General features: G+C 43.9%; 18 protein-coding genes and 2 pseudogenes. 13 read left to right on the top strand and 7 right to left on the bottom strand.

The window, feature by feature from the left end; genetic code table 11:
• Positions 1-137: 137 nt before the first annotated feature.
• The 5 genes from NX722_RS06480 to NX722_RS06500 all read left to right on the top strand — a co-directional run bounded on the left by NX722_RS06480 (position 138) and on the right by NX722_RS06500 (position 5,247).
• On the top strand, positions 138-590 hold the full coding sequence (locus NX722_RS06480) for a PPC domain-containing DNA-binding protein (RefSeq protein ID WP_262567270.1): 453 nt from the start codon (positions 138-140) through the stop codon (positions 588-590).
• Between the two features lie 9 nt (positions 591-599).
• Complete coding sequence (locus NX722_RS06485) at positions 600-1,184, top strand: hypothetical protein (protein WP_262567271.1); 585 nt, start codon at positions 600-602, stop codon at positions 1,182-1,184.
• Between the two features lie 7 nt (positions 1,185-1,191).
• Positions 1,192-1,908, top strand: a complete 717-nt coding sequence (locus NX722_RS06490) for an energy-coupling factor transporter transmembrane component T (RefSeq protein ID WP_262567272.1) — start codon at positions 1,192-1,194, stop codon at positions 1,906-1,908.
• 5 nt (positions 1,909-1,913) lie between these two features.
• Positions 1,914-3,275 carry an ATP-binding cassette domain-containing protein gene (locus NX722_RS06495; RefSeq protein WP_262567273.1) on the top strand — a complete coding sequence of 454 codons (1,362 nt, stop codon included), beginning with the start codon at positions 1,914-1,916 and terminating at the stop codon, positions 3,273-3,275.
• Between the two features lie 544 nt (positions 3,276-3,819).
• Positions 3,820-5,247, top strand: coding sequence for a hypothetical protein (locus NX722_RS06500; RefSeq protein ID WP_262567274.1), 1,428 nt, complete (start codon positions 3,820-3,822; stop codon positions 5,245-5,247).
• A gap of 83 nt (positions 5,248-5,330) precedes the next feature.
• Here the strand turns inward: NX722_RS06500 and NX722_RS06505 are convergent, their stop codons facing one another.
• From NX722_RS06505 to NX722_RS06515, 3 genes and pseudogenes are all read right to left on the bottom strand, one after another.
• On the bottom strand, positions 5,331-6,965 hold the full coding sequence (locus NX722_RS06505; protein ID WP_262563709.1) for an IS1634 family transposase: 1,635 nt from the start codon (positions 6,963-6,965) through the stop codon (positions 5,331-5,333).
• Between the two features lie 90 nt (positions 6,966-7,055).
• Positions 7,056-7,766, bottom strand: a complete 711-nt coding sequence (locus tag NX722_RS06510) for a hypothetical protein (RefSeq protein WP_262567275.1) — start codon at positions 7,764-7,766, stop codon at positions 7,056-7,058.
• Positions 7,767-7,951: 185 nt separating this feature from the next.
• Positions 7,952-8,404 (bottom strand): annotated as a pseudogene (locus NX722_RS06515) (IS6 family transposase).
• A gap of 235 nt (positions 8,405-8,639) precedes the next feature.
• On the opposite strand from NX722_RS06515, the gene NX722_RS06520 reads away from it, so the two are divergent.
• From NX722_RS06520 to NX722_RS06540, 5 genes are all read left to right on the top strand, one after another.
• Positions 8,640-9,569 (top strand): hypothetical protein, encoded by a 930-nt coding sequence (locus NX722_RS06520; protein ID WP_262567276.1) that lies wholly within the window; start codon positions 8,640-8,642, stop codon positions 9,567-9,569.
• A gap of 32 nt (positions 9,570-9,601) precedes the next feature.
• A complete protein-coding gene (locus tag NX722_RS06525) occupies positions 9,602-9,820 on the top strand; it encodes a hypothetical protein (RefSeq protein WP_262567277.1) in 219 nt (72 codons plus the stop codon).
• Positions 9,821-10,071: 251 nt separating this feature from the next.
• Positions 10,072-11,685, top strand: coding sequence for a hypothetical protein (locus tag NX722_RS06530; RefSeq protein WP_262567278.1), 1,614 nt, complete (start codon positions 10,072-10,074; stop codon positions 11,683-11,685).
• Between the two features lie 346 nt (positions 11,686-12,031).
• Positions 12,032-12,298, top strand: a complete 267-nt coding sequence (locus NX722_RS06535) for a hypothetical protein (RefSeq protein WP_262567279.1) — start codon at positions 12,032-12,034, stop codon at positions 12,296-12,298.
• Positions 12,299-12,334: 36 nt separating this feature from the next.
• On the top strand, positions 12,335-12,505 hold the full coding sequence (locus tag NX722_RS06540; protein ID WP_262567280.1) for a hypothetical protein: 171 nt from the start codon (positions 12,335-12,337) through the stop codon (positions 12,503-12,505).
• Here the strand turns inward: NX722_RS06540 and NX722_RS06545 are convergent.
• A pseudogene (locus NX722_RS06545) lies at positions 12,482-12,721 on the bottom strand (transposase); the annotation flags it as partial. The gene NX722_RS06540 and the pseudogene NX722_RS06545 sit on opposite strands and share 24 nt — an antisense overlap.
• 163 nt (positions 12,722-12,884) lie before the next feature.
• Here NX722_RS06545 and NX722_RS06550 point away from each other — a divergent pair.
• Positions 12,885-13,820 carry a hypothetical protein gene (locus tag NX722_RS06550; protein WP_262567281.1) on the top strand — a complete coding sequence of 312 codons (936 nt, stop codon included), beginning with the start codon at positions 12,885-12,887 and terminating at the stop codon, positions 13,818-13,820.
• Positions 13,821-13,970: 150 nt separating this feature from the next.
• Here the strand turns inward: NX722_RS06550 and NX722_RS06555 are convergent, their stop codons facing one another.
• The 3 genes from NX722_RS06555 to NX722_RS06565 all read right to left on the bottom strand — a co-directional run bounded on the left by NX722_RS06555 (position 13,971) and on the right by NX722_RS06565 (position 17,059).
• Positions 13,971-15,245 carry a type II toxin-antitoxin system HipA family toxin gene (locus NX722_RS06555; RefSeq protein ID WP_262567282.1) on the bottom strand — a complete coding sequence of 425 codons (1,275 nt, stop codon included), beginning with the start codon at positions 15,243-15,245 and terminating at the stop codon, positions 13,971-13,973.
• 3 nt (positions 15,246-15,248) lie between these two features.
• Complete coding sequence (locus NX722_RS06560; protein ID WP_262567283.1) at positions 15,249-15,560, bottom strand: helix-turn-helix domain-containing protein; 312 nt, start codon at positions 15,558-15,560, stop codon at positions 15,249-15,251.
• Between the two features lie 350 nt (positions 15,561-15,910).
• Positions 15,911-17,059: an RluA family pseudouridine synthase gene (locus NX722_RS06565; protein WP_262567284.1), complete on the bottom strand. Its 1,149-nt coding sequence runs from the start codon at positions 17,057-17,059 to the stop codon at positions 15,911-15,913.
• 361 nt (positions 17,060-17,420) lie between these two features.
• Here NX722_RS06565 and NX722_RS06570 point away from each other — a divergent pair, with 361 nt between their 5' ends.
• Together NX722_RS06570 and NX722_RS06575 are read left to right on the top strand one after the other, a co-directional pair.
• Positions 17,421-21,182, top strand: a complete 3,762-nt coding sequence (locus NX722_RS06570; RefSeq protein ID WP_262567285.1) for a hypothetical protein — start codon at positions 17,421-17,423, stop codon at positions 21,180-21,182.
• Positions 21,183-21,292: 110 nt separating this feature from the next.
• Positions 21,293-22,654 (top strand): transposase, encoded by a 1,362-nt coding sequence (locus tag NX722_RS06575; RefSeq protein WP_262567286.1) that lies wholly within the window; start codon positions 21,293-21,295, stop codon positions 22,652-22,654.
• Positions 22,655-22,754 lie beyond the last annotated feature (100 nt).

Here is a 22,754-nt window from a genome sequence, read left to right on the forward strand (position 1 = left end):
CTCCAAGCTATTGGTAAATGGCTTGTACGACAGAGTTTCTCTGCCGTTGATGTGTATCAATAACATTTGATACTGCATAGATTAGGCTTGAATAAAGATTACCTGTTCAGGTTTATCTGGCGAGATTGCCAATCGTTTTGAGTACTATTGAACTGCTCTTTCCGGTAGAGAACTTACAACTCATGAAGTATCACGTTATACGCTTGACTCCGGGCGAAGATTTATTGTCTTCTTTGGAAAATTACCTGCGCGATCAAAAAATTGAAGCTGGTTGCATCCTTTCGGTCGTTGGTAGCCTTCAGCATGCCACTATCCGGCTAGCCAATCGGGGAGTTCCATCTTCTTTTATCGGGAAATTTGAAATTGTTTCGCTCTCAGGAACGGTTGGAATTTATGGCTCTCACCTTCACATCTCTTTCTCAGATAAAACTGGGAAAACTCTGGGCGGTCATTTATTAGAAGGCTGTAAAATTTATACGACAGCAGAACTTGTTATCGGTCATATGCCTGATCTGACTTTTGTCAGGGAAGACTGTCCTCTTTCTGGGTATCCCGAATTAGTGGTTAAAACCTCTTCTCTTCACTCCTGAGGCAAAGAAATGTTCTCTAAAGTAAATACCCAGACCCTGATTCTGGTACCAATGGCTGTGGCTATTAATATGGCACTGGGGCAGGTTGCTTCCAGTTTACAGTTACCCATTTTTCTGGACTCTCTCGGTACAATACTGACCGCTATTTTGGGTGGCCCATTGCTAGCTATGATCACAGGAGGGCTGACAAACCTGATGTGGGGCTTGCTTGGGGCACCTACTGTGATTTTCTTTACGCCAGTTGCGATGATGATTGGCTTAACGGCTGGACTACTGGCTCAACGCGGCGGTTTCCGTAACCCGGTAAGAGCCGCTATCAGTGGTGTTTTGATTTCTATTGCTCTCGCGTTTATTGCGGTGCCAATCCGGACTTACGTATTTGGTGGTGTTACAGGGAGTGGTATTGATTTTCTGACGGGGTATCTCATGATGACAGGCCGGGAACTATTCAGTGCCGTTTTGGTTTCTGTTATTACTGGAAATATTGCTGATAAAGTTATCAGTGCCGTGGTGGTTTCCCTGATTATCCAACGCCTGCCTGAGCGTCTTATCTGTAGTTTTTCGGGATACACCCTTTTAAAACCAAATGCCTGATACTGCTATGCACCCATTCACTTGCCTGACTTTATTTCTATGGGTTGTAGTGTCTACATTTACCCTGCCTCTCATGGGGCAGGTTATTCTAATGTCGCTGTTAACTCTTATCCTGCTGCAACGTTCCAGGCGCAATGTCCGTCTGCTCAAGCTAGCCTTGTGGCTGACCTTACCGATGATGTTTTCTTTGCTACTGTTTCATGGCTGGATTATCCCCGGTAACTCTCTATTTTCAGCGGCAGATTATTCAGGAATCATTCAGGGAGGAAAAATAGGAATCAGGGTTTCACTGTTAATTGCTGGGGGGCTGTTGTTTGTTGATTTGACACCAGCCTCACGTTTGATGGCAGCGATGGGGCAAGCTGGTTATTCGACCAGAGCGGCTTATCTTCTGGTTAGTCCGCTGTTGTTGGTTGCCCGTATTAACAGTCTGATCAAGTCTGTCAGAAAAGCACAGAAGGCCCGGGGGCATAACCCGGGCGGAACGATTTTAGCCAGATTGTCGTCTTCGCTCGGTTTGATTTTTCCTGTTATTACTTGTGCTTTGTCCGATATACATCAGCGAGCAGTGGCACTGGATAGTCGGGGGTTTAGATATTCAGGGCAAAGAACCGTTTGTTTTCCCTGTGCAGATCGTCCGGCTGAGAGGGCAGGGCGTTATGTTCTGCTTACCTTTGCAGTCACCCAACTCTTTATACGATTTGTTTTAATCCGGTTTATCTAAACACTATGCTTCTGCACTGCAAGTCACTGTCTTATAGCTGTCCTTTTGAACAGCGACAGCTTATCAATCGTATTGATCTTTCTCTGAATCAAGGGGAGCATGTTTTTATTCATAGCCATGATCTGCCGACGCTTTCTGCGTTAGCCGTTATTTTATCCGGGTTAGGGCAACAGCATTTAAATGGAACAATCAGCGGCACTGTTCAATGGAAAAACCGGGCGAGCCCTGAGCCAGGCAGTGTAGCTCTGCTTCAGGGTGGACCTTCAGAGCAGTTGAGTGGCTGTTGTTTTTCTGTTCGGGATGAATTGGTTTTTGGTGCTGAAAACATAGGGCTGCCAGCACCGGAGATTTTACGCTCGATGGACTCGTTAGTGGATACTTTTGAGCTGAGAGAGTTGCTGGATCAGGATCCGTTTTCCTTATCCGGTGGTGAGCAACAGAGGCTGTTACTCGCCTCTGTTCTGATGATGAAGCCTGAATTACTGATACTGCAGGAACCATTTAGCCAGTTATCTCCGGGAGCCATCAAAAGGCTTGCAGGCTGGTTACGTCTTCAGAAAAATATGACCGTTGTTTATCTCAGTTCTAATGCAGAAATTTATAGTGCCTGGGTCAATAAACGATTCAGTCTCGAAGAAGGGATATTGACAGAAAGCACAATAGAAGCAGAGGCTGGCGCTTTTAAAAAAACGAGTGCTTTGAAGCCAAACGCTAAAGATTCAGACAGTAAGCCTTTGCTTGAGGTTGATAAACTCAGCTTCCACTATCCCGAGCAGCCTGCTTTACTGGAAGACCTATCATTTTCTATAAAGAAAGGCGAAGTGGTTGCTATTTGTGGAGAAAATGGCTCAGGTAAATCGACTTTGCTTAACCTGATTCAGGGTCACCTGCAACCCAACAGTGGTGATATAAAGTTTCAGGGCAGGTCGATTTGCAACGACCAGCCCTGGGAAAGAGCTCATGATATTGGTTTTGTTTTTCAGCAGCCGGAGCAGCAGATTTTTTCCGCCACCATCAGGGAGGAGCTTGCTTACGGGCCAGAAAAAACAGGAAAAAGAAAGGAAGACATAAAAGCTCTGGTAAAAAAGGTTGGAGGTTTTCTGAAGCTTGATAAATGTCTGGATAAAAATCCTCTGGATGGAGATTACCAGCAACGCAAAGTGATCAATCTCGGTTCTGTTATTACAATGGAGCCAAGCCTGCTTCTTTTGGACGAACCATCGGCAGGTATTGGTGAAGAGCAACGGGAACAGTTAGTTGAATATATCCTTGAGTTACAAAGCTCAGGCTGTACTTTCCTGATCGTCAGTCATGATCCGGTATTTATTCAGGCTTGTAGTCAAAGACGGATTTATTTGTCCGAATAAGAGGTAGTTGAAGCCTCTTTGTACACTGAAGCACACGGCCTAATTCCTTACAGTCATCGCAATGGCTTGAGAAAAGTTCGATTATGGTGGCGACAGTCACCTTGATGTTTAAACAACCAAGAGGCTGTTTGGAAATTATATAAGCCAACTAACCATAACTGTTTATTGGGTACGCTCGGCATGAGCATGAACTTACAGAGTGAAAGCCCTCCTGTAGAGGACCGGAATCGGATCATGAGTTGAATAAGCCCATCGATAATAATCAGTGGCAGGGTAACCGAAAACACGGTCATGAATATTTCTTCTTTGTCTTTAACCAGGTTTAAGCCTATGACAGCAAAAACGGCGTTAATTGATTACCCAGTGCTGCTAAACACTTCAATCATCTGATTGGGTGAAAGTCTCATATTGACTCTCTTTTCAGGGTCTACAGCCCAATAAGTATGCAGTAGCAACAAATTTCCCTGCCCAGCAAGGGTAACGGCCAAACACCGCTATGATGTTTACTGATAAAACGACACCATATTAGTGAGAGGCCGCCCCGATGGAAGTATGTCAGCCACTGACTGAAGTCGCCAATTCTTCCTGTCATGCAATTCAGCAGCTTGATCATAAACTGGCAGCTCTGCGCGAACAGTACGACCCCATTCAACACTTTGAAGACTATGAAGGTGAAGTTCACAAGCTTTTTGCTCAGGCAGAGCGAGGTGTTCTGGAAGAAGACTTATCCGGACTTGATGTTGACACCCCGGTCATTGAAGTCAACGGCACCTGTTACCATCGAGTATTGCGAAGTTCAGAAACCTATCAGACTGTTGCCGGTTCTATCAAAGTTCCACGAACGCTCTACCGCAACGGTCAGGATCGCTGCATCGTCCCGCTGGAACTCCGGGCGGGTATTGTCGAGGGATACTGGACACCAAGGGCGGCAAAGCAAGCTGTCTGGATGGTCGCTCAAATGCCACCGGGCGACGTGAAGAACCTGCTTGATCTGATGGGCAATATGTCGCCTTCGGAAAGTTCTCTGGCTCGACTCCCGAAGAAGTTTAACAATCAATGGGAGCCAAACAGGGAAGCCTTTGAGGGTATCCTCTGGGAAAGCGTTAAAGTTCCAGAAAAGGCGGTGACTGTGGCAGCGTCCCTCGACGGTGTTATGCTGCCAATGAAAGACGGCAAGCGTAAGGAAAAACGCGAACAAAATAAAAGTGACGGTAAGCGAACCCGTGGTCCAGCCGGTTGCCAGGAGGCCAGTTGTGGAACATTGTCGTTTTACGATATTCAGGGTGAGCGCCTGTCAACTGTCAGAATCGGGCGTATGCCCGAAAGTAAAAAAGTAACTTTGAAGAACTCACTCTCTGAACTCCTGGATGAAGCCCTTCGGCAAAAGCCTGACCTGACTCTGGTCAAAGTGGCAGACGGAGCGAAAGACAACTGGACTTTCCTTGCCAATGAACTCCCGGAAGGCCATGAGATCGTAGACTTTTACCATGCTGCAGAACACCTGAAGAAGGCATTTGATCTGTCCTATGGAGAAAACAGTGCTAAATCCAAAGAAAAATTCACCACCTATCGCCACATTCTAAAGGAAGAGTCTGAAGGGGTTGAGAGAGTGATCAAGGCACTGGTCTACCAGTACAAGCGACATCCTCGACGATCAAAGCTGAAAACAGAGCTGGAATATTTCAGGAACAATCGCGCTCGTATGCAATACGCTGAACACTTGTCACAGAATCTGCCGATAGGTTCGGGAGTCATTGAGGCTGCTTGCAAAACCTTGGTTACGCAGCGTATGAAGTGCTCGGGCATGCGTTGGCGACTTCCGGGAGGTCAAGGGATTCTGACTCTTAGGTCATTAATCCAGAGCAAGCTGTTCGACAATGGTTGGAAGCTGCTGGCAGTGACTTATTGCTGTAAGGTTACGAAAACAGGAGTAAATAATGTCATCCCGTTCCCTTCGCAGAAGACAGAATGATAGTACCAGTCAATATGAGACTTTCACCCATCTGATTTACACTACCCCTGAAAGTCTGTTGTACCCGTCATTCACCACCCTATTCAGGAATAAATTTCTTGGTACGTTGAGCCCAAAATAAAAATGATCGTCGATTGCCTCTCCGATATTCCAACCATGTGTTTCTCCGTCCCGTTAACCGACAGCACATGAATCCCATCAAAGCACAGGAAAACCCATCTGCCCGTTGGGTTCTGGGCTGGTTTCTTCTTCATGTCCGGGAACGTTCGGCTCTGCCTTTTCAGTTCATAGCGGATTCGATGCTGAATTGCAGCATAGACCATAAGGCAGAGTGTCATCACCATTAACAGGGCCTCAATACGCTCAGGTTTTTTGAGATACAGTGAAGACACCAGAAAATCAGGGCTCTTCAGGAAGCGAAAACCTCTCTCAACCTGCTGCTGGGATTTATACGTCCTCAGTAGTTCGCCAGCGTCAAGCCGGGCTGTATCTGTATCGTTGGTTGCCAGAACAAAACAACCCAACGATGCTTCTGCATCACGACGAGTCTGTACAGCAACCGCGCAGGAGCCTGTCACATAATATTCATAGTGGTCGGGAACTGTCCCATCAGCAGGACGGCCTTTGGTTTTATAGCAGGGACTCTCGATGATCTCAGGTTCAGCCTGGCAGTATACGGACTGTTTTTGCCATAGCTTGAAAGCTTCCATGGCATCCGATTCGCAACAGAATGGCTTCTTGCCCAATTTCTCAAGTTCCTTGAATTCCTTCAGGGACTTTTTCTGCATACGCCTTGTCAGTGTCTTCTGTTCTGTTTTCTGGCTTTGATTATTTCGAAACAGTACCCAACGTTGTACGACACCTGCATAGTCAGACAGAGTCTCTACAGATTCGTAATGCTCAAACCCTTCAACCTCAACCATTGAGCGCAATGGCGCACTTTGAACCAGTTCTTTGGCTGCACCAATGTTGAGAGGAACTCTGGAGATAAACAACTGATCCTGCTGACTCAGTTCCTGAACGGTTTCAGCCACATACAATGCGGCATCACCGATGAAGTAACGGGCATTCAGTGCCGCTTTGAAGCTCTTTATATGCTCAGAAACCACTTGTTTGAAACTGGTCTTGTCCGTCACATTACCGCTGGCTGCTTTCATAAACATCGGAATGCCTGCCCGGTTTTCGGTCAGCAGGAGCAATATGGCCTGGTTCAGGTCAGGACGATGATCTCGGCTGTAGCCCTTGCAAAGCCTGATGCAATTGAGGTCTTCGTCACTGACTTCCTCCTCGCTGTTATAACGGCCATCGACGTGAAATCCTGTGCCATCAAGGTTGAGTGCATCACATGGCAATTTGAGATGCGTAGCCACCTTGATAGCCAGCTCAAAATAGACTTTACTGACACCCAGTTCAAACAGTTCATCCAGTGCTCTTCCAAGAACTTTGTCGTTTATGTGTTCGGGCTCAATCCCCTCTCTGATCAGTTTATCGAGGGGTTTATTGGAGAAGAACTGAGGGAACATGTGGAGAGACTGCCCCGTAAAGCCGAGGCCATTGATAATCATCGCGACAACGGCCTCACCGTGGGAGATGTTCCATTCGTCAGATACTTTGGGCGCGCGCCTGTCGATATGGTCGGCAATGCCCAGCTCTTTGCACATTCCAGCCACTAGACCGAGATGATCCATGACCTGAGAGCGGTATTGAATAGGAGGCATAACAAGGCTTCTTGATATTTGCTTATCTGATAATAGATAGCAGGTATTAGGAAAATGTCATGCTGGGTGGTGAATGTCGGTTGTACCAATTCATGCTGAATATTTGCTCTTCAGTGCTTTGTCAGCCCGCTCCAGGCTTTTCAGATAGCGGATGTCCTCCAGAATACTGACATAGCTTTCATGAGTGCAGGCAATTTCTTCGATAACTCGCTTTTCAATGGTCAGGTGCTTTTGCTGGTCATAAAGGTCCCATACCTCCTTCCCGCTGGCAAATTGAATGTCAGGGGTATACTTGCCGAAAATGGTATTTTTGGGCTTGGGGTACAGGAAGTTGGTGGCATTGTTGCAAAAACCAACAACCAGTTGAGACAAGTCAAGCGAGCGAAACTGTTGTTGAAACTCAAAGGCTTCAGCGTTATCCAGGATTCTATGCTTTCTGAACAGATCCAGTAGCACAGGCCAGTCCGAATGAGTGATGCCAACGCCGCAAAGCAGAGGCGATATTCTATCGTCTCCTCTGGACTGAACATCATGAAAAATATCGAGGAGGTAGCGGTAAACGGAGTAGACCAGGTCTGACTCTGACGGGTAATTCCAGAGCCAGAAAGAGTCTACCTTTATGGAGAAATCATCGAAGGCATCGTGCAGGTCGGTTGCCGCTGATGCATTCAAAAAGCACCCTCCCAGGAACAAATTGTCCTTACGCCAGGGGTTGTACGCCAGCCCTTTATTCTGGCGTAAGTCTTCAGGAACATAGTATTCAAGGTCGAAAAAAACAACGCGATTTTTATTACTGCTCACAATGGGCCTGCTATTGTCTGTTTGTTTGCAAGGCTGACCGTTCTGTAGGGTGGCTAAGTGCTTACTTTTGAACCGAATCAAAAAAATCCCTTGGCGTTACCTCTAAAGCTCGTGCCAGCTGATAAATTTTTTGGTTCCGCTGCAAAGTTTTTGATAGATCATAAGAGCCCATCCTCCAGGCACAATTAGTCTGCCAGAGAATAAAAGTATTCCCAGTCATTGGTTGATTCGGTTTTGTCGTACTGCCCCTTATGGATCATATGACACTGCTCCACGCCCTTCAGGGTTCTCCAGGCGGTCTTGAAACTTTGGAATCCCAGCATCGGCTTCGTGCGTCGTTTGACTCCCCGGTGATCCTGTTCCACCAAGTTGTTCAGGTATTTGATCTGGCGGATCTCAATGCCGGGTTCACCGGCCTTCTTGTCCCGCTTCTTGGTGAGCAGGAAGTCCACGGTATCACCCTCCGTATCGACAGCTCTGTAGAGATAAACCCACTCGCCCGTAGGTCTCGTCCATCCGCCAGGAAGTACCGGAGACTTTGCGGCGCTTGCGATGCTCTGCCTCAAGTTGTACCGCAGATACCAGCGGACGGTTTGGAGGATGAGATCTTTGGGATAGTGACGACCGGAGAAGTCCATGATGGAAAGCTCAACTAAACTGCAATGACTGACTACAGGGTAGCACCTCCAGAAATCAATGTCTGTTTGCAACGGAACCGTCTGGAAGCCCTCATGCTGGATCAGCTCAGTTATCCGCTTAGATCAGGTTAGACCCAGTATCCTCAAATCAAATATAATTTGAAAACCATGCGCAACAGTCTAACTTTACCGAAACACTATTCAAACAGTAAGTCATCGAACAAGGGCTATTAAAGTGGCTGCGATTAAGGAACCATCCGTTTTTTCCGTATCAATATTATTCCCTTCCTCCTTCTGTTTTATTCTCTCTGTCCTGCTTGTTTTGTTTTTAACATCTTCCCAGGCGGTCGCCTATTATGTTTATTTGCAAGATGCTGTTTATTTCCGGGCTGACAACAATAATCGAAAAATATACATGTACAGTGTGGAACATGAGTCAAAATGGGCGACCGAAGAATTCCCGGCTGACCAAGTCCCAACCTCACTGGCTTCTCTGATCCATTTCCTCACTCGCCCATTGGCTAATTCACTCCAACGAGGATTATCTTCCACGAACCGGAGTCGGATCTCCCCACTAGCTCGGCTTTATCAACCCCATTCACAGGAAAGTACGGTCATTATGGACTTCCAAGACTCCAATATTGAAAGCGGGATAGCGTTTTCAGTCTACGGAATGGATAACGAAGGTAGGCGATTATCCTTCGGCTTTGCAACTATGCATCGACATATGTTGAACATCACAAATCTTGCACAACACTACAATGGAGTCAATGAAATAAGTAATGTGCCGACATTTAATATTTTCAGCGTCATGGCTAGAGGAGATGTCATGAGGCGGATTGTGAGACTTATTCAAAATCCAAATGATAACAGTATAAGCTCATACACTCTATCAATCCCCCGACACTTACCGGTCGATCTACAAAATTATTACGACTCACTTACGGAAACCTCCTACGGCACCAGTTTGGTGCGTGGTACGCACCTGAATTATCATGAGTTCAACATGAGAGGGATAGGATCAAGACTTCCTCAACAGGAATCTGTTTTGCTAACAATCAGCCTTTTGAATCCCACTGAGATTGCTGCATATCGAAGCCAAAACCCGCCAGAGGTGACCGACTGCCACTGCGATACAAGTGCCGAAAAAAATGCGAGTTTTTGAGAATGGAAGCTGCAATCCCAGTAGATCTATGCATGGGAACCCAATTACCAGCCCTGTTTAACGAGAGCTGTTATGGCTATGTTATTCACATCAATGTGCCTGAAAACAGAACAGTAAAAAGATTGGCTCACACTCATATTTTTATTCACAATAGTGACCAGAATCGACAGGTATTCAATCTGATACAGCACATTCCTTTCAGTCGGCCGGGATTGATTCCCCCCGGCTGGCCTGAAGATCAGAATCACTGATACTCTTTTACCAGTAATTCCCCAAATATTATTTCTAACCTGATAGAGTGAAAGAAGAAATGTAAAGAACTTTGTCGTTTATTTATGAGGAATTGCTTTAAATGTACCATAGTAATTAAAATTTTCAGATAATTTTTCAGGTGAGTTAATTTTACTCATCTACACTGGACAGACAATTTATTTATTCAATATCACTTATTAAACGGTGGTTTCACAAACGGAGCCATAATGAAGTGGAGAAAAAATAATATATGTTAATTCCATCGCGTTTTATCCAAACGGCAAAAGGTAAAAATAAAAGTATTTTATCTTTTATTTTGGCTAACATCCTGTCCTCTCTTACCAACGCTGAAATGACACCGGGTTATCTGTTATTCACTCAGCCACTAATAAACATACCCTCACTTAAATCGACGATCCCCTCCAGTAAAAACATTCTTGATAGTGCTTTCCACGTCAATGGAAAAAAAAAGAACCCTCTGGATATAAACAATGACTTATTCAGTCCTCACCCTAAACAGACGCATTTTTTTGTGTACCCACTGACAAGAAGCCAGGCAAGAGGCTCAGTTAACAACAATGATCCACAAAGTCAGGGGGCTGTAGCCTTAGATCCGGGGGCCCCCAATACTGAGGTCATAGCACTTCAGCCCAATGATTTCTCTGAAGAGAATGCGATGAGCGATCTTGAGCGTTTGGGTTTACTCGCTGGTACTGGAAATCTTTCAGGAGCGATAGCTGAACTAACCTCTGATGAGATTACTCACCATATGCCCCCGGAACAAAAAGCCTTTTTATTGTACTGGACCCTGTTTTCCCGCATTCTGAACAGGGACGGGCGGGAAGCGGCCATTGCGTTCATCCGGAATTTCAGTGATGGCAGAACTTCCGGCGGTACGCAAGGGCAGAGCACCAACAATGAAGATTATTTTTCAGCCCTGCAGCGAGGGCAATTACCGGAAGGTCAGCCAGTATTCGAGACAGCCCTCCTTTTGGAACACTTCTCAGAAAATAATATGATGCGTTTTCTCCAAAGAGGAACTGCTCTCATTCCTCTATTGACGGCTACAATGAGAGATGGCAGCCTGCCACAGGCTGAAGACAGAGAGTTTTGGTTTACTTTGTATTGGACTGAGTTCGCTATGTTATTCAATAACTCATGTCCAGATGACGCTTTTCTTTATCTTGAGCGCTTCCATAACGTAATTTTCCCCTCTGACTCAGCCCCGCTACGAAGCCAATATGGCATCTATTACACACCTTCCCGTCAGTGGCTGGAACCTGTCAGCAGGGAACTTGAACGCTGGGCTCTTGAGCAACGAGAAGAGCTGCATGGCCTTGAAGTTTTTTCGGGCAATGCTTCATTGTCGTTTTTTTTGCATAGTCTTGGTATTCCCATGCTGGCCACTGACCCCGGAACCAGTCATACTCACGTCACCCACAACCATGTAAATAATAATTTATTTTTTAATGTGGCCAGGGAGGGAGCTCCTGAAGCGGTTACTAATCATCCTGAAACCAATTTTCTGGTAATGAGCTGGCCCACTGTGGGTAGTGACAGGCTATTACGGGAACAAGAAATCATCAGGAACGCTGTAATGAACAATTTAATACGCCCCGGGCCTTTCGACAGAATTTTGCAACGCATGGATGAGGCGCATCCGGCACTCGCTGCGGTTCTCCGCTGGCAGCGGAGGGGGCCGATTTTATTTATTGGGCAGCGTGGCGATTCAGACGACACTGATATGCAACTTTTTTTCGAATATCTCAAAAAGTACTACAATGGAACTGATTATGAGAAGGAATACAAGTCAGGTGTCGGTCTTAATGACTTTCCGACACTCTACTTTCCAATTCCAAAGTGAAAAGCCCTATTCGACAGGGGCGTATTGGTAGTAGTACATGGTTTCAGTGAGTTTGATGAGTAGGGTTCGCTTTATTCTCTGGAAATCATCAGCTTGCTGATATAAATAAAGAACTTTGTCGTTTATTTATGAGGAATTGCTACTCTTTTACCGCACTATTAAAAAAGCCGGCAGACAATATTGTCTGCCGGCTTTTTCAACATGAAGACATCAATCACAGCTAATCCCGCAGTTTTAATTTGACCCGCTAATCCCAAGGGTTACAGAGGCGCAAAAAATCAATGCGCTCGCAGACTTTAGCGTCTATTTTTGATAGCTAAACGACAGCAATTTGTTATTTAGAACCATGCCTGAGCGCAAACCACGAAAACATCTGTGCCTCGACAGTATGATCCAGCTAATCTGTGACAGTTTTGCCAAGATTCCAGATCACCGTCCTAACCAGTACCAGGACAAGATTTCGTTGCTGGACACACTGATGTACGCTTTTGCCATGATGCACCTGAAGTATCCGAGTTTACTGGAGTTTGACCGGGAACGGGAAACGGAAGAACTCAGGTTCAACCTGAATCACCTGTACCGTGTCAAAGGCAAGATACCTTGCGACACTTAAATGTGCACTACCCTTGACCCAGTAGACCCCAAGGCCATGAGAGAGCCTTTCAGGCAGCTCTTTGCTGAAGTGCAACGGGGCGGCATGCTCAAAGACTATCGCTTCTCATGTCCGGACCTGAAGGATCACTATCTGCTGGCCATTGACGGAACCGGGCTCTACTACTCAGGCGAGTGCTTTTTTTCAATGATCGAGCTTGCGTACTAAAAAATCTCGTTCCACAGAAAGCTGACCGATCTGCCGGTAAAGGTTATCGACTTCATCCTGATGACTTTTGGACTTATTGCCAGACTTGCTGTCAAACAGCTCGGGTGCACGTTCCAGCAGTTCCCTTTTCCAGGTGCTCACCATGGTGGGATGAACCTGAAAGCGTGCTGCCAGCTCAGAAGTAGTCTGGTCTCCCTTGATGGCAGCAAGAGCAACTTTGGCCTTGAAGCTTGAACTTTATTGTTTACGTTTTTTGATCATGCTCACGTTGTCCTTCTTGTTATGAATCAGAGCTTACACTCCTGTCTGATTTTTTGGGACCATTTCAGCTAGACTAACTTTTTATCCATATATTCATTGGAATATCAGGTGGCTAAAATTGAAGCTTCTCAGGTTGATCTTGCTGCAGACTCTGTTTTTTTTACTGGCAATCACAGCTCTGAATTTGCAGGCTAGTGAACTTGAATTCATGTTTGAAAATAAGAATAACGGTCGACTCACCAAGATCAGAGTGAAGAAAGTTGAGAAACAAGGTTGGTATTTTTTAGTGGTAAATTCAGAGACCGAATGGGAAGGAGGAGGTCTCACATATACTGAAATACCATTAAACTCTTATGGAATCACTGGTGAAGGACAGGAGAACAGACCCCAGGCGTTTTCTCTTCTGACACTCGACTTGCTCATTCAGTTGTCTCAATCGGATCGACTTCGTGCCGGTCCTGTATTGATGCCGTTTGGCTCTTTTGTTGATGGCACTGTAAACAGTAATGGCTTGCTGAATCGTATTACTGTCTGTCCAGGTCCGTATAATAATAATGTTGATGAAGGCTCGGGCATTAAGCGATTTACTATTTGGGGACATTTGAATCTGGGGCCGAATGAAGCGCAACATGGTGAAAATTCGGTCATGGTTAAAGCCATAGCTGTATATAATGCAGACAATGGTCAGCTTACGAGGTTTGAAATTAGCACTCCATTTGGAGGGGCAGGAGGGCGAGTGGATTTTGTTGGCAGGCTGCACTTAACTGCCAACGGTGAGCAGGCTCTTGGTGTGTTGGATGGGGTATGGGGTCCAGAGTCAGGCTCTGACAGCGATGATGATGAAGATACTGAGGATGAAGAAGACGCAAAAGATAATCAACCGGATAATAGTATAACTTTGCCGGGTAATATTCCAACAAATGATCAGAGCCGGGTTGTTAATTTGCCGGACAGAACGCCAGCTGATCAATTAGAACCAATGACAGATGCACTTGGCAGTGTAAGCCCGGGAGGAGCCGGAGTGGACAGTAAAAGTGACACTGAAGGTAAATAGCCCTGCAAAAAAAAAGGAAAGGTTTGTATTCGGTTATTGCTGAATTCTGAGGCATGGAAGCCAGCACCAGGGTGAAAAATGGAAAAGTTAATAGCTCTTCTTTCAGCAGCTGGGCACGAATTATGATTTGTATTCACCAGCCGGCATGACTTACAACTCAATGCGAAACGCTAATGAAAGCCCGGCCAGATGTTGCTTAAGGGCAGATTTATGACTGGCCGACATGGGTAACGCCTGAATCAGTTCAGGCCACTTCTCTCTTGCCGCAATCATCGCTTCTTCAAGATGTATTTTGACAGCAGGCCAGGGCGCACCTATTCGGGTTGACCAATACTGGAAGGTCTCCATGGTGATATTCTTCCAGACTTTTTCTTTACCCATGTTCAAAGCGTTGCCGGTTTCACCCTTAACATAAGGCAGTGTTGTAACAATATCGTATGCAGGTGATAGCCGTGGGTGGATACGATCCGGATAAATCATGCTCCAGTTTTTCAGGTGGGCATCGCTGTTTGCCAGCAGGATATTTGCCAGTAGCCGTCTTGCCATTTGTTGCAGGTCGGCAAGTCCGTTCTGACTAAATTGATAGATGACTCGTCCTATCTGCTCATAGTTGGCATGGTTGTATTTCTTGTGGGCATAGAATTCGAATATCTGGGCAAAGTCTTCTGTATGAATTCGTACCTGGTTCTGTTCTCCACGGTCAAAACGACGAATGCCGTAAGCTACAGTGTCATCCGGCAGTACAATGTCAGGCAGGTTATCTAATTGCTCCAGTGGTATTAGCTGAATTTCCGGAATATCGACACCAATGCTTTCAGCCAGTCTCATGGCGGTGTATTCGTTTTCCGGTATATTGCGATGTACTGTTGAAGGCGTTTTGATGATCCAGCTGTCTGAGCCGATGCGGGTGCTTATATTGAAACGCCCGTCTTTCCGAATACTGGAAAACTTCATCTGTACCCCGGCAAGGGAAAACTTTGAATTCTGAACGTTTACATCTATCTGAACAGGCTGGACCTGCTCCCGGCCAGTCAATGCCCAATTGGGTATTTCTCCTGCTCTGAGAGGCATTGCTTCCAATGCGCCCGGCAGGTTGCTTCCTGTCCATGGCAGTAACGGAAATTCATTTTCACTATGTGTTTTCAGGGCGCTGGACAGCCACTCCCTTAAGGCACCTTCCGGAAGCAGGTTTGAAAGTACCGGAGGTACGCGTTGGGTGTGGCTTTGCCTGCTGGCAAGATAGTCTTCTTTCAAGAGCTGGGTCAGGGTAAAGACTGGTCGCACCGCTGTTGCCATTTGGCGGAAGTCAGGATCAAAGGTGAGAATATTCCGTCCGCCAGAGTAATGAACCAGAATGCCTATACGCTGACCATGAAGAATCAGCTCCAGTGCTTCTGTGTACTCCGGGCGTATTTGCTGAGCCATTAATCAGTCCTCCAAGTCGTCCATGAACGCCTGCCATGAAGATTCTTTTTTTTCAGTTGACTCAAAGTAGCTTTCAACTGGATCAGGAGAAACCGTTTCACTGCTCCGAACCTGTTGCCTTGGAACGATCTGTAACTCCAGGTCCAGCCCTTCCAGTATTCTGAGCAATGTCGAAATCCGAAGGTCACTGCCCGTCTCGGCTCGCTGATACTGCTGTTGTGACATACCGATTTTGAGGCGCATGTCCTTTTGCCCTAAACCCTTCGCCTTCCGATGATGCTGAAGGGCTTGTGCCAGTTCTTCCTGAGTTTTCATGAGAAGCAGCCTAAAAAACAATTTATAAATTGTATTGTAGCCTATTTACATTAAATAAGTTGTTTTATTGGCAACTTACACTTTATTAGTTGTAAGCAATGAGTCTTACAACTCTTTATTGTAAATAGAGAGTGAGACAAGGCTGTGGGCTATTCGCACACTGCCGATTTTATCGGTATGAGCAGAACAAAAAAGAGTGGCTGCAATCGACAGCACTGTCACTGCAACCAATATTAAAGCGCCTTACGACAGTGACCTCCCTGGCACTTCTGTTAAAGAGATGTGTCGCTTGCCTATGTACGGGACAAAACATTTAACAGCTCCTGAAATGCAATCTCCTGAATTCAGGCTCATTTGTTTTCAGTGTTTAGTATATTTAACAAACTAATTATATCCTCAGGTAACTGTATAGTTATCACTAATATATTATTTGATCTTAATAATTCAATAGCAATCCTAAACGCATGAAGTGCAGGACGAGGAAAGTTATCAAGGTGAGGGGTTATATCATTTGAATCAGTATGTTTCTGACAAAATCTTGAGTTGTATAGCCGATCACCAACTAGTGGATTATTCAAATGCCTTGAAAAGTGAGCTCTAATTTGGTGTCTTCTTCCTGTTTCAAGATGTGCATGTATAAAAGTACAACACTCAAATCTTTTAATCACGTCAAAATGTGTAATGCCTACAAGCTGTGCTTTTGGTTTATACCTGGGAGTATCAACTTTACATGAAATTGTGCCGCAATCATCATCAATGATTCCTTCACAAATAGCTCCGTAAAACCTAATAAAACGATGGTTATATATTTTCCAGATTAAGTCTATTTGAGAAGCTAAGTTCCGGGCAACAATGACTAAACCTGTTGTATCTCTATCTAATCTATGTACGATCCCGGCTCTAGGCAAGAAAGCTAATTCCGGATATTCATGTAACAACCAATTCATTAGAGTTGGAGCCAAAGAACCACCCCATGGGTGTACTAATAGGCCACAAGGTTTTGATACAACTATAATATCTGTATCTCTATATATGGTTGTAAGATCTCCAGCTATTGGAAGCATCTGTCTCTCTGTAAATAACGAACTGTAGCTGCCAATAATTCTTGAAACAATGGGGTTTGAATATAATTGAAATATTTTTTGTATAACATGCTCGCTTTCTGGTATATCTGAATCCCCAAAGAAATAAAGTATAAGCTGTCTTTCACTACCTAATGTATGCCTGTTATCAATTTCATGGTATAAGAAATCCATATATAATGAATCAAGATAACTACCATGCAATTCAAATATACTTGAGTTAATTTGTTCGCCACAGTCAAAAATATTTAGTAGGTGGTTCAGTGAAACTAGTGCAGTTGTAGAAATACGACTATTGCTTATGAGCAAAATTTCACTCATTTGCCCAATAAGTAATAATGGGTATGCCCAGTTTATTTTTACAGCCTGGAGGGGGTGACAATAAAACAAAGCAAGCATAAATAATAATGTTCGCATATTTGTACAACTAAGCTATATAATTTATCGAAGACTATTATATACCAAACACAGCTAAAGAAATCCTCAGCAGCCCCATAACAGAGATGCCTGAAAAAATAATCCTGTAGCCTGCAAATAATCAAACTTATTCTTAACGACCATATCAAGGTTTATTGCTGATATAGGTGCTGAACGCGGATAAGTAACATGCGGCACAGCCCACCCTTCGGGAACTTTGATGCATTTCCCCAGTCTATTACTGATGAAACTCTTTGAATACTATCCTTCTCTGCTTATTACAGTCTTTTCAAAGAATTCGTTTCATACACTGTCCCCCGGAGCGAGGCTATAAATAAGGATTAATGCGAAAGGTAGTTCCATGAATTCGGCAAGAGACATTCCATCATCAAGTCAGCCACAATTATACCAGAATCAAAGAGAGATTTTGGACGCAGTGGCAACGATACCTGAGGTCCCTCCGAGTACCCTGTTAGAAGGGGATGAGCCGCAAAATGAGCCTGTAAACATTCCACTATCCGCAAGGGTAGTGGAATCAACAGGTGGATTGTTACCAAATTTTTCAGGTGGTACTTGTCCCAATGTGACGGAAGCAGATATTGAATCAGCATTTAATAGCGTTTCAGCATCACTAAGGGAATTACAATCTACACAATCGGAATCAGAAGCAGGCTCTACAATTCACTCATTTGAAAACCTTCAGCAGAGCCAGCAGCCACAATCAGCCCCGGAAATAACGGAGTCCGGTACTTCCGCATTCGTTGTATCAATGGGAGAGTCGTCAGGCGACGTTCCATGCGGCTCTCACCAACCTGTCAATGAGAGCCCGGTCGACTGGCAATCGCAACAAGCCAGCTCGTACTGGCTAAATCGTATTGAACAATTATCCCGTCAAATAGAGACTCTTCGTCCTGATGTTTTAACCATGGCAACTGAAATCGCTAAGTATGAGTATCATCTCCAGTCGGCATTGAGTCGCAATCAAAACTTAGAGTCACAAAACAATACTCTGACCCGTTCATTAAATGAACATACAGATTATATCGCGAATATAAGAGACGCTTTTCAAGTACAGAGTCAACAATTGTCAATAATGACAGCAGAGGTTGATCAACTGAGAATGGAAGCCCAGTCGTTACAGGAACAGCAAAACACTGAAAAAGAACAGCTGAGGTCTGACCTTAATAAAGCACAAGACGCCGAAAATAAGCAGAAAGAAAAAAATACCGAGTTAGATAGACAAATAAATCAGTTAAAGGACGAAAAGAAAAAGATTGAAGAATCATTTAAAAATATGAAACAAGAAGTTATTGACCAACAAGTTAAGGTTTTACAATGTGAAAAAAAACTGACTGATTTAAGAGAGAGTCTTGATGCATCAGGCAAAGAGCTTTCAGATAAAGAGCAGCAAATGACTCAGTTAAAATCATCAGAATTAATAATGAAGAATCAGCTAGATGAATTGTCGTCTTCATATAAGAGTGTGGAAAGTCAACTTGAGGAAACAAAAAGTCTATTGGTAGAAAAAACGGATGAGTTGGCTCAACTAATGAGTCAAGAAGAACAATCAAAAAAGACTTTGGAAGATAAGGTTGAACAACTACGTGTAGAACTCAGCGAAAAAGAGACAGCCTCAATGGCTGAGAGTAACAAACTGACCCGGACTATTAATCTGTTAAGAGAGAGCCTTGATGCATCAGGCAAAGAGCTTTCAGATAAAGAGCAGCAAGTGACTCAGTTGAAATCATCAGAATCAATAATGAAGAACCAGCTAGATGAATTGTCGTCTTCATATAAGAGTGTGGGAAGTCAACTTGAGGAAACAAAAAGTCTATTGGTAGAGAAAACGGATGAGTTAGCTCAACTAATGAGTCAAGAAGAACAATCAAAAAAGACTTTAGAGGATAAGCTTGAACAACTACGTGCAGAACTCAACGAAAAAGAGACAGCTTCAATGGCTGAGAGAAACAAACTGACCCGGAAAATTAATCTGTTAAATTTAAAGCAAAAATTGTGGTTTTCTAAGCAGAAAGAACAGTCTGATAACACCAATGAGCTGCTTTTAAATAAAGACCTGGAAGTTAAAAAACTGGAATCAATGTTGTCTGACCTGGAACAGGAACTGGTCGAATCTGCTTCCATCTGTGAAAATATAAAAGGTCAACTTGAGGAAACAAAAAGTCTATTGGTAGAAAAAACGGATGAGTTGGCTCAACTAATGAGTCAAGAAGAACAATCAAAAAAGACTTTGGAAGATAAGGTTGAACAACTACGTGTAGAACTCAGTGAAAAAGAGACAGCCTCAATGGCTGAGAGAAACAAACTGACCCGGACTATTAATCTGTTAAGAGAGAGCCTTGATGCATCAGGCAAAGAGCTTTCAGATAAAGAACAGCAAGTGACTCAGTTGAAATCATCAGAATCAATAATGAAGAACCAGCTAGATGAATTGTCGTCTTCATATAAGAGTGTGGAAAGTCAACTTGAGGAAACAAAAAGTCTATTGGTAGAGAAAACGGATGAGTTAGCTCAACTAATGAGTCAAGAAGAACAATCAAAAAAAACTTTGGAAGATAAGGTTGAACAACTACGTGCAGAACTCAACGAAAAAGAGACAGCCTCAATGGCTGAGAGAAACAAACTGACCCGGAAAATTAATCTGTTAAATTTAAAGCAAAAATTGTGGTTTTCTAAGCAGAAAGAACAGTCTGATAACACCAATGAGCTGCTTTTAAATAAAGATTTGGAAGTTAAAAAACTGGAATCAATGTTGTCTGACCTGGAACAGGAACTGGTCGAATCCGCTTCCATCTGTGAAAATATAAAAGGTCAACTTGAGGAAACAAAAAGTCTATTGGTAGAAAAAACGGATGAGTTGGCTCAACTAATGAGTCAAGAAGAACAATCAAAAAAGACTTTGGAAGATAAGCTTGAACAACTACGTGTAGAACTCAACGAAAAAGAGACAGCCTCAATGGCTGAGATAAACAAACTGAACCAGACTATTAATCAACTAAATTTAAAGCAAGACTTGTGGTTTTCCAAGCAGAAAGAACAGTCTGATAAAACCAATGAGCTGCTTTTAAATAAAGACCTGGAAGTTAAAAAACTGGAATCAATGTTGTCTGACCTGAAACAGGAACTGGTCGAATCCGCTTCCACCTGTGAAAATATAAAAAGTCAGCTGGATGAAACAAAAGGCTTGTTAGAAAGGACACAAGAAAAGCTTAATGGTTCAGAACAACTTGCCAAACAGCTTAAATCGGATAAAACAAGCTTGAATGAAAATATAAATCAGAAAAATAATGATCTTAAAACAGCAGAGACAGAAATTGAAAAATTGAAATCCTCTGAACAGGAACAGATGCTTGAAGTACAAAAACTAACCGTGGAAACGAAAGGGAAAGATCAGGAAATTCTAATTTTAAAAGACCGGTTGCTCCAGGAAAGAGAATCATCAGAACAGGCGTCATCATACTCTAATACTTTGCTTGAGGAAAATCAGCGGTTAGAAGCGAAACTTGAAAAAGAGGTAGGGGAGAAAGCTTCTTTAGAACAAGAACTTGAGCAAAAGCGTACAGAGGTTAGTCATTTAAACGCTGAATTATCTGAACAGCAAGCATCTATTCTGGCCTTACGGGAACAGCTGAACAAGCAGCCTGCCCAAACACTCTTTTTCGAACCCTTGTCAGCGTCACCTGAGCATCTGATTGAGTCGGTCAGTGGGGAATGCAGTAGTGAACCAGCGAGCTCCGGAACTGTTTCGCCCCTGCCTGCCGAACCGGTGTCTGTTCAGGTTGACGTATCGCCGGTGATCACTGATGAACCTGTTGCCAGCACCTCTGAGACAGTCCTGTTGCCTGAGGCGCCACAAAACTTAGCGGAACTTTTCAAACGGTCTGAACAACTGGGAATTCCACAAGCTTATGTTGCTCTGGGTTACCCGATCTGTAAACAGAAAAATGGAGATCCCGTAATAATCAGGAGTAAGAAAGATCTGGGTAGTCCTTCTAAATTCGACCCTGCCGAGGAGAACGAAATTCTTAATCAAATAGCCAGAGACTTTTGTGACGGCGATCGGGAACTTGTCAACAATTACTGGTTCCACAGCAATTCCCGCTGATCATTTAGCCCCTTGCAAGACTAAGCCGGCAGCATGAACAAAAAAAATGCTTTCGCAGACTAAAGAGGCTAAAATGAAAAGTTCCTGTACCGGTCGTCGTTGAGTCAATTATGACCACTGCTCTCCAGAAATACAGTAAGCACCTTTGTGTCAAAAACCTTATCCTTCAGGCTTGCAAATGCTTTGATACCATTCCGGACTACCGTCCTAACCACTGTTCCAATGGTATTCCTTTTTCTAATTTTGCAAAGTCTGCTTTTGCCATGATGCATCAGAAATATGATTCTCTTCTGTCGTTTGATACGGATCAGGCCGATCCTGTTATTCGCCATAATCTTGAAACCATGTATCACGTGAAAGACGGAAAAGTACCTTGTGACACCCATATGAGAGAGATTCTTGATCCAATAGCGCCAGAGGAGTTCCGCAAGCCATTCAAAAAACTCTTCTCTTTGGTTCAGCGAAATAAACTTCTCAAGGCTTTTGAGTTCAAGTGTGGAGATTTAAAAGACTGTTACCTGATGCCTGTTGATGGAACTGGCCTATTTTATTCCGGAGAATGCCGTTGCAATGAATGTTGTGTAAAGAACAAGGGGAAGCGCAACGAATCCTATTACCACAACTTAATGGGTGGATGTATAGTTCACCCAGAGCAAAAAACAGTTATTCCCTTTGCACCGGAAGCTATCGTTCTTCAGGATGGTGCCACCAAAAATGATTGTGAAAAAAATGCAATAAAACGCTATTTGGCACACGTCAAACGAGAGCACCCTCATCTTAATTTAGCGATTCTCCTAGACGGCCTCTACGCTGATAACCCCACCATTGAGCTGATCAGGAGCTATGGCTGGCATTACATTATTGTTGCCAAAGACGGGAATCATAAATCGCTTATTGAGGCCATGAATGCGCTGTGCGATCAGGGTAACCTCAATTATCATGAGATAACCAATAAAGAAAAAGGCACTAAACACTGGTTCCGCTACGCCAATAACGTACCACTTAATGCATCCGATTTTGCTGAAAATGTAAATGTTCTTGATTACGTTGAAACTGATAAAGAAGGTAATCGCCATACTTGGTGCTGGGTTACTGATATTGAGTTAACAGAAGAAACCGTTGAAGAAATTATGATAGGAGGACGGTGTCGCTGGCATATAGAAAACCAAACGTTTAATACCCTGAAAAACCAAGGCTACAACATTGAGCATAACTATGGTCATGGAAAGTACCATCTGGCTACGAATCTGGCTTATTTGACCTTTTTGGCATTTATGGTTGATCAAATTCAGGAAATGACCAGCCCGGAGTTTCAAAAAGCCTTAAAAGAACGATCGAAAGGTGTTCGTACTTACCTATGGAAGTTAATCACACGTATTTTCCTGTCCTGGTTTCTTGAAGGGTGGGATGAGTTATTTGAAGCGATTAACAAGGGTATAAAGCCGGGTAGGGTTAAAATTAACACTTCGTAGGATGTTGCTGTAGTCAAGGTTTCAGGGGCAACAGTATATTCAGTGATGCACTTAGGGTGCAGGGTGTTGGTTGCCGTTGATTTTTTGAAACGATGAAATA

Origin of the sequence: Endozoicomonas gorgoniicola, assembly GCF_025562715.2 — a bacterium.
Lineage (GTDB): Bacteria > Pseudomonadota > Gammaproteobacteria > Pseudomonadales > Endozoicomonadaceae > Endozoicomonas_A > Endozoicomonas_A gorgoniicola.

Bases quoted from the DNA above. Each gene is read 5' to 3' on its own strand.
- NX722_RS06505 (WP_262563709.1), bottom strand. From the start codon at position 6,965: ATGCCTCCTATTCAATACCGCTCTCAGGTCATGGATCATCTCGGTCTA.
- NX722_RS06565 (WP_262567284.1), bottom strand. From the start codon at position 17,059: ATGCGAACATTATTATTTATGCTTGCTTTGTTTTATTGTCACCCCCTC.
- NX722_RS06555 (WP_262567282.1), bottom strand. From the start codon at position 15,245: ATGGCTCAGCAAATACGCCCGGAGTACACAGAAGCACTGGAGCTGATT.
- NX722_RS06525 (WP_262567277.1), top strand. From the start codon at position 9,602: ATGGGAACCCAATTACCAGCCCTGTTTAACGAGAGCTGTTATGGCTAT.
- NX722_RS06540 (WP_262567280.1), top strand. From the start codon at position 12,335: ATGAGAGAGCCTTTCAGGCAGCTCTTTGCTGAAGTGCAACGGGGCGGC.
- NX722_RS06530 (WP_262567278.1), top strand. From the start codon at position 10,072: ATGTTAATTCCATCGCGTTTTATCCAAACGGCAAAAGGTAAAAATAAA.
- NX722_RS06560 (WP_262567283.1), bottom strand. From the start codon at position 15,560: ATGAAAACTCAGGAAGAACTGGCACAAGCCCTTCAGCATCATCGGAAG.
- NX722_RS06500 (WP_262567274.1), top strand. From the start codon at position 3,820: ATGGAAGTATGTCAGCCACTGACTGAAGTCGCCAATTCTTCCTGTCAT.
- NX722_RS06490 (WP_262567272.1), top strand. From the start codon at position 1,192: ATGCACCCATTCACTTGCCTGACTTTATTTCTATGGGTTGTAGTGTCT.
- NX722_RS06535 (WP_262567279.1), top strand. From the start codon at position 12,032: ATGCCTGAGCGCAAACCACGAAAACATCTGTGCCTCGACAGTATGATC.
- NX722_RS06495 (WP_262567273.1), top strand. From the start codon at position 1,914: ATGCTTCTGCACTGCAAGTCACTGTCTTATAGCTGTCCTTTTGAACAG.
- NX722_RS06575 (WP_262567286.1), top strand. From the start codon at position 21,293: ATGACCACTGCTCTCCAGAAATACAGTAAGCACCTTTGTGTCAAAAAC.
- NX722_RS06485 (WP_262567271.1), top strand. From the start codon at position 600: ATGTTCTCTAAAGTAAATACCCAGACCCTGATTCTGGTACCAATGGCT.
- NX722_RS06570 (WP_262567285.1), top strand. From the start codon at position 17,421: ATGAATTCGGCAAGAGACATTCCATCATCAAGTCAGCCACAATTATAC.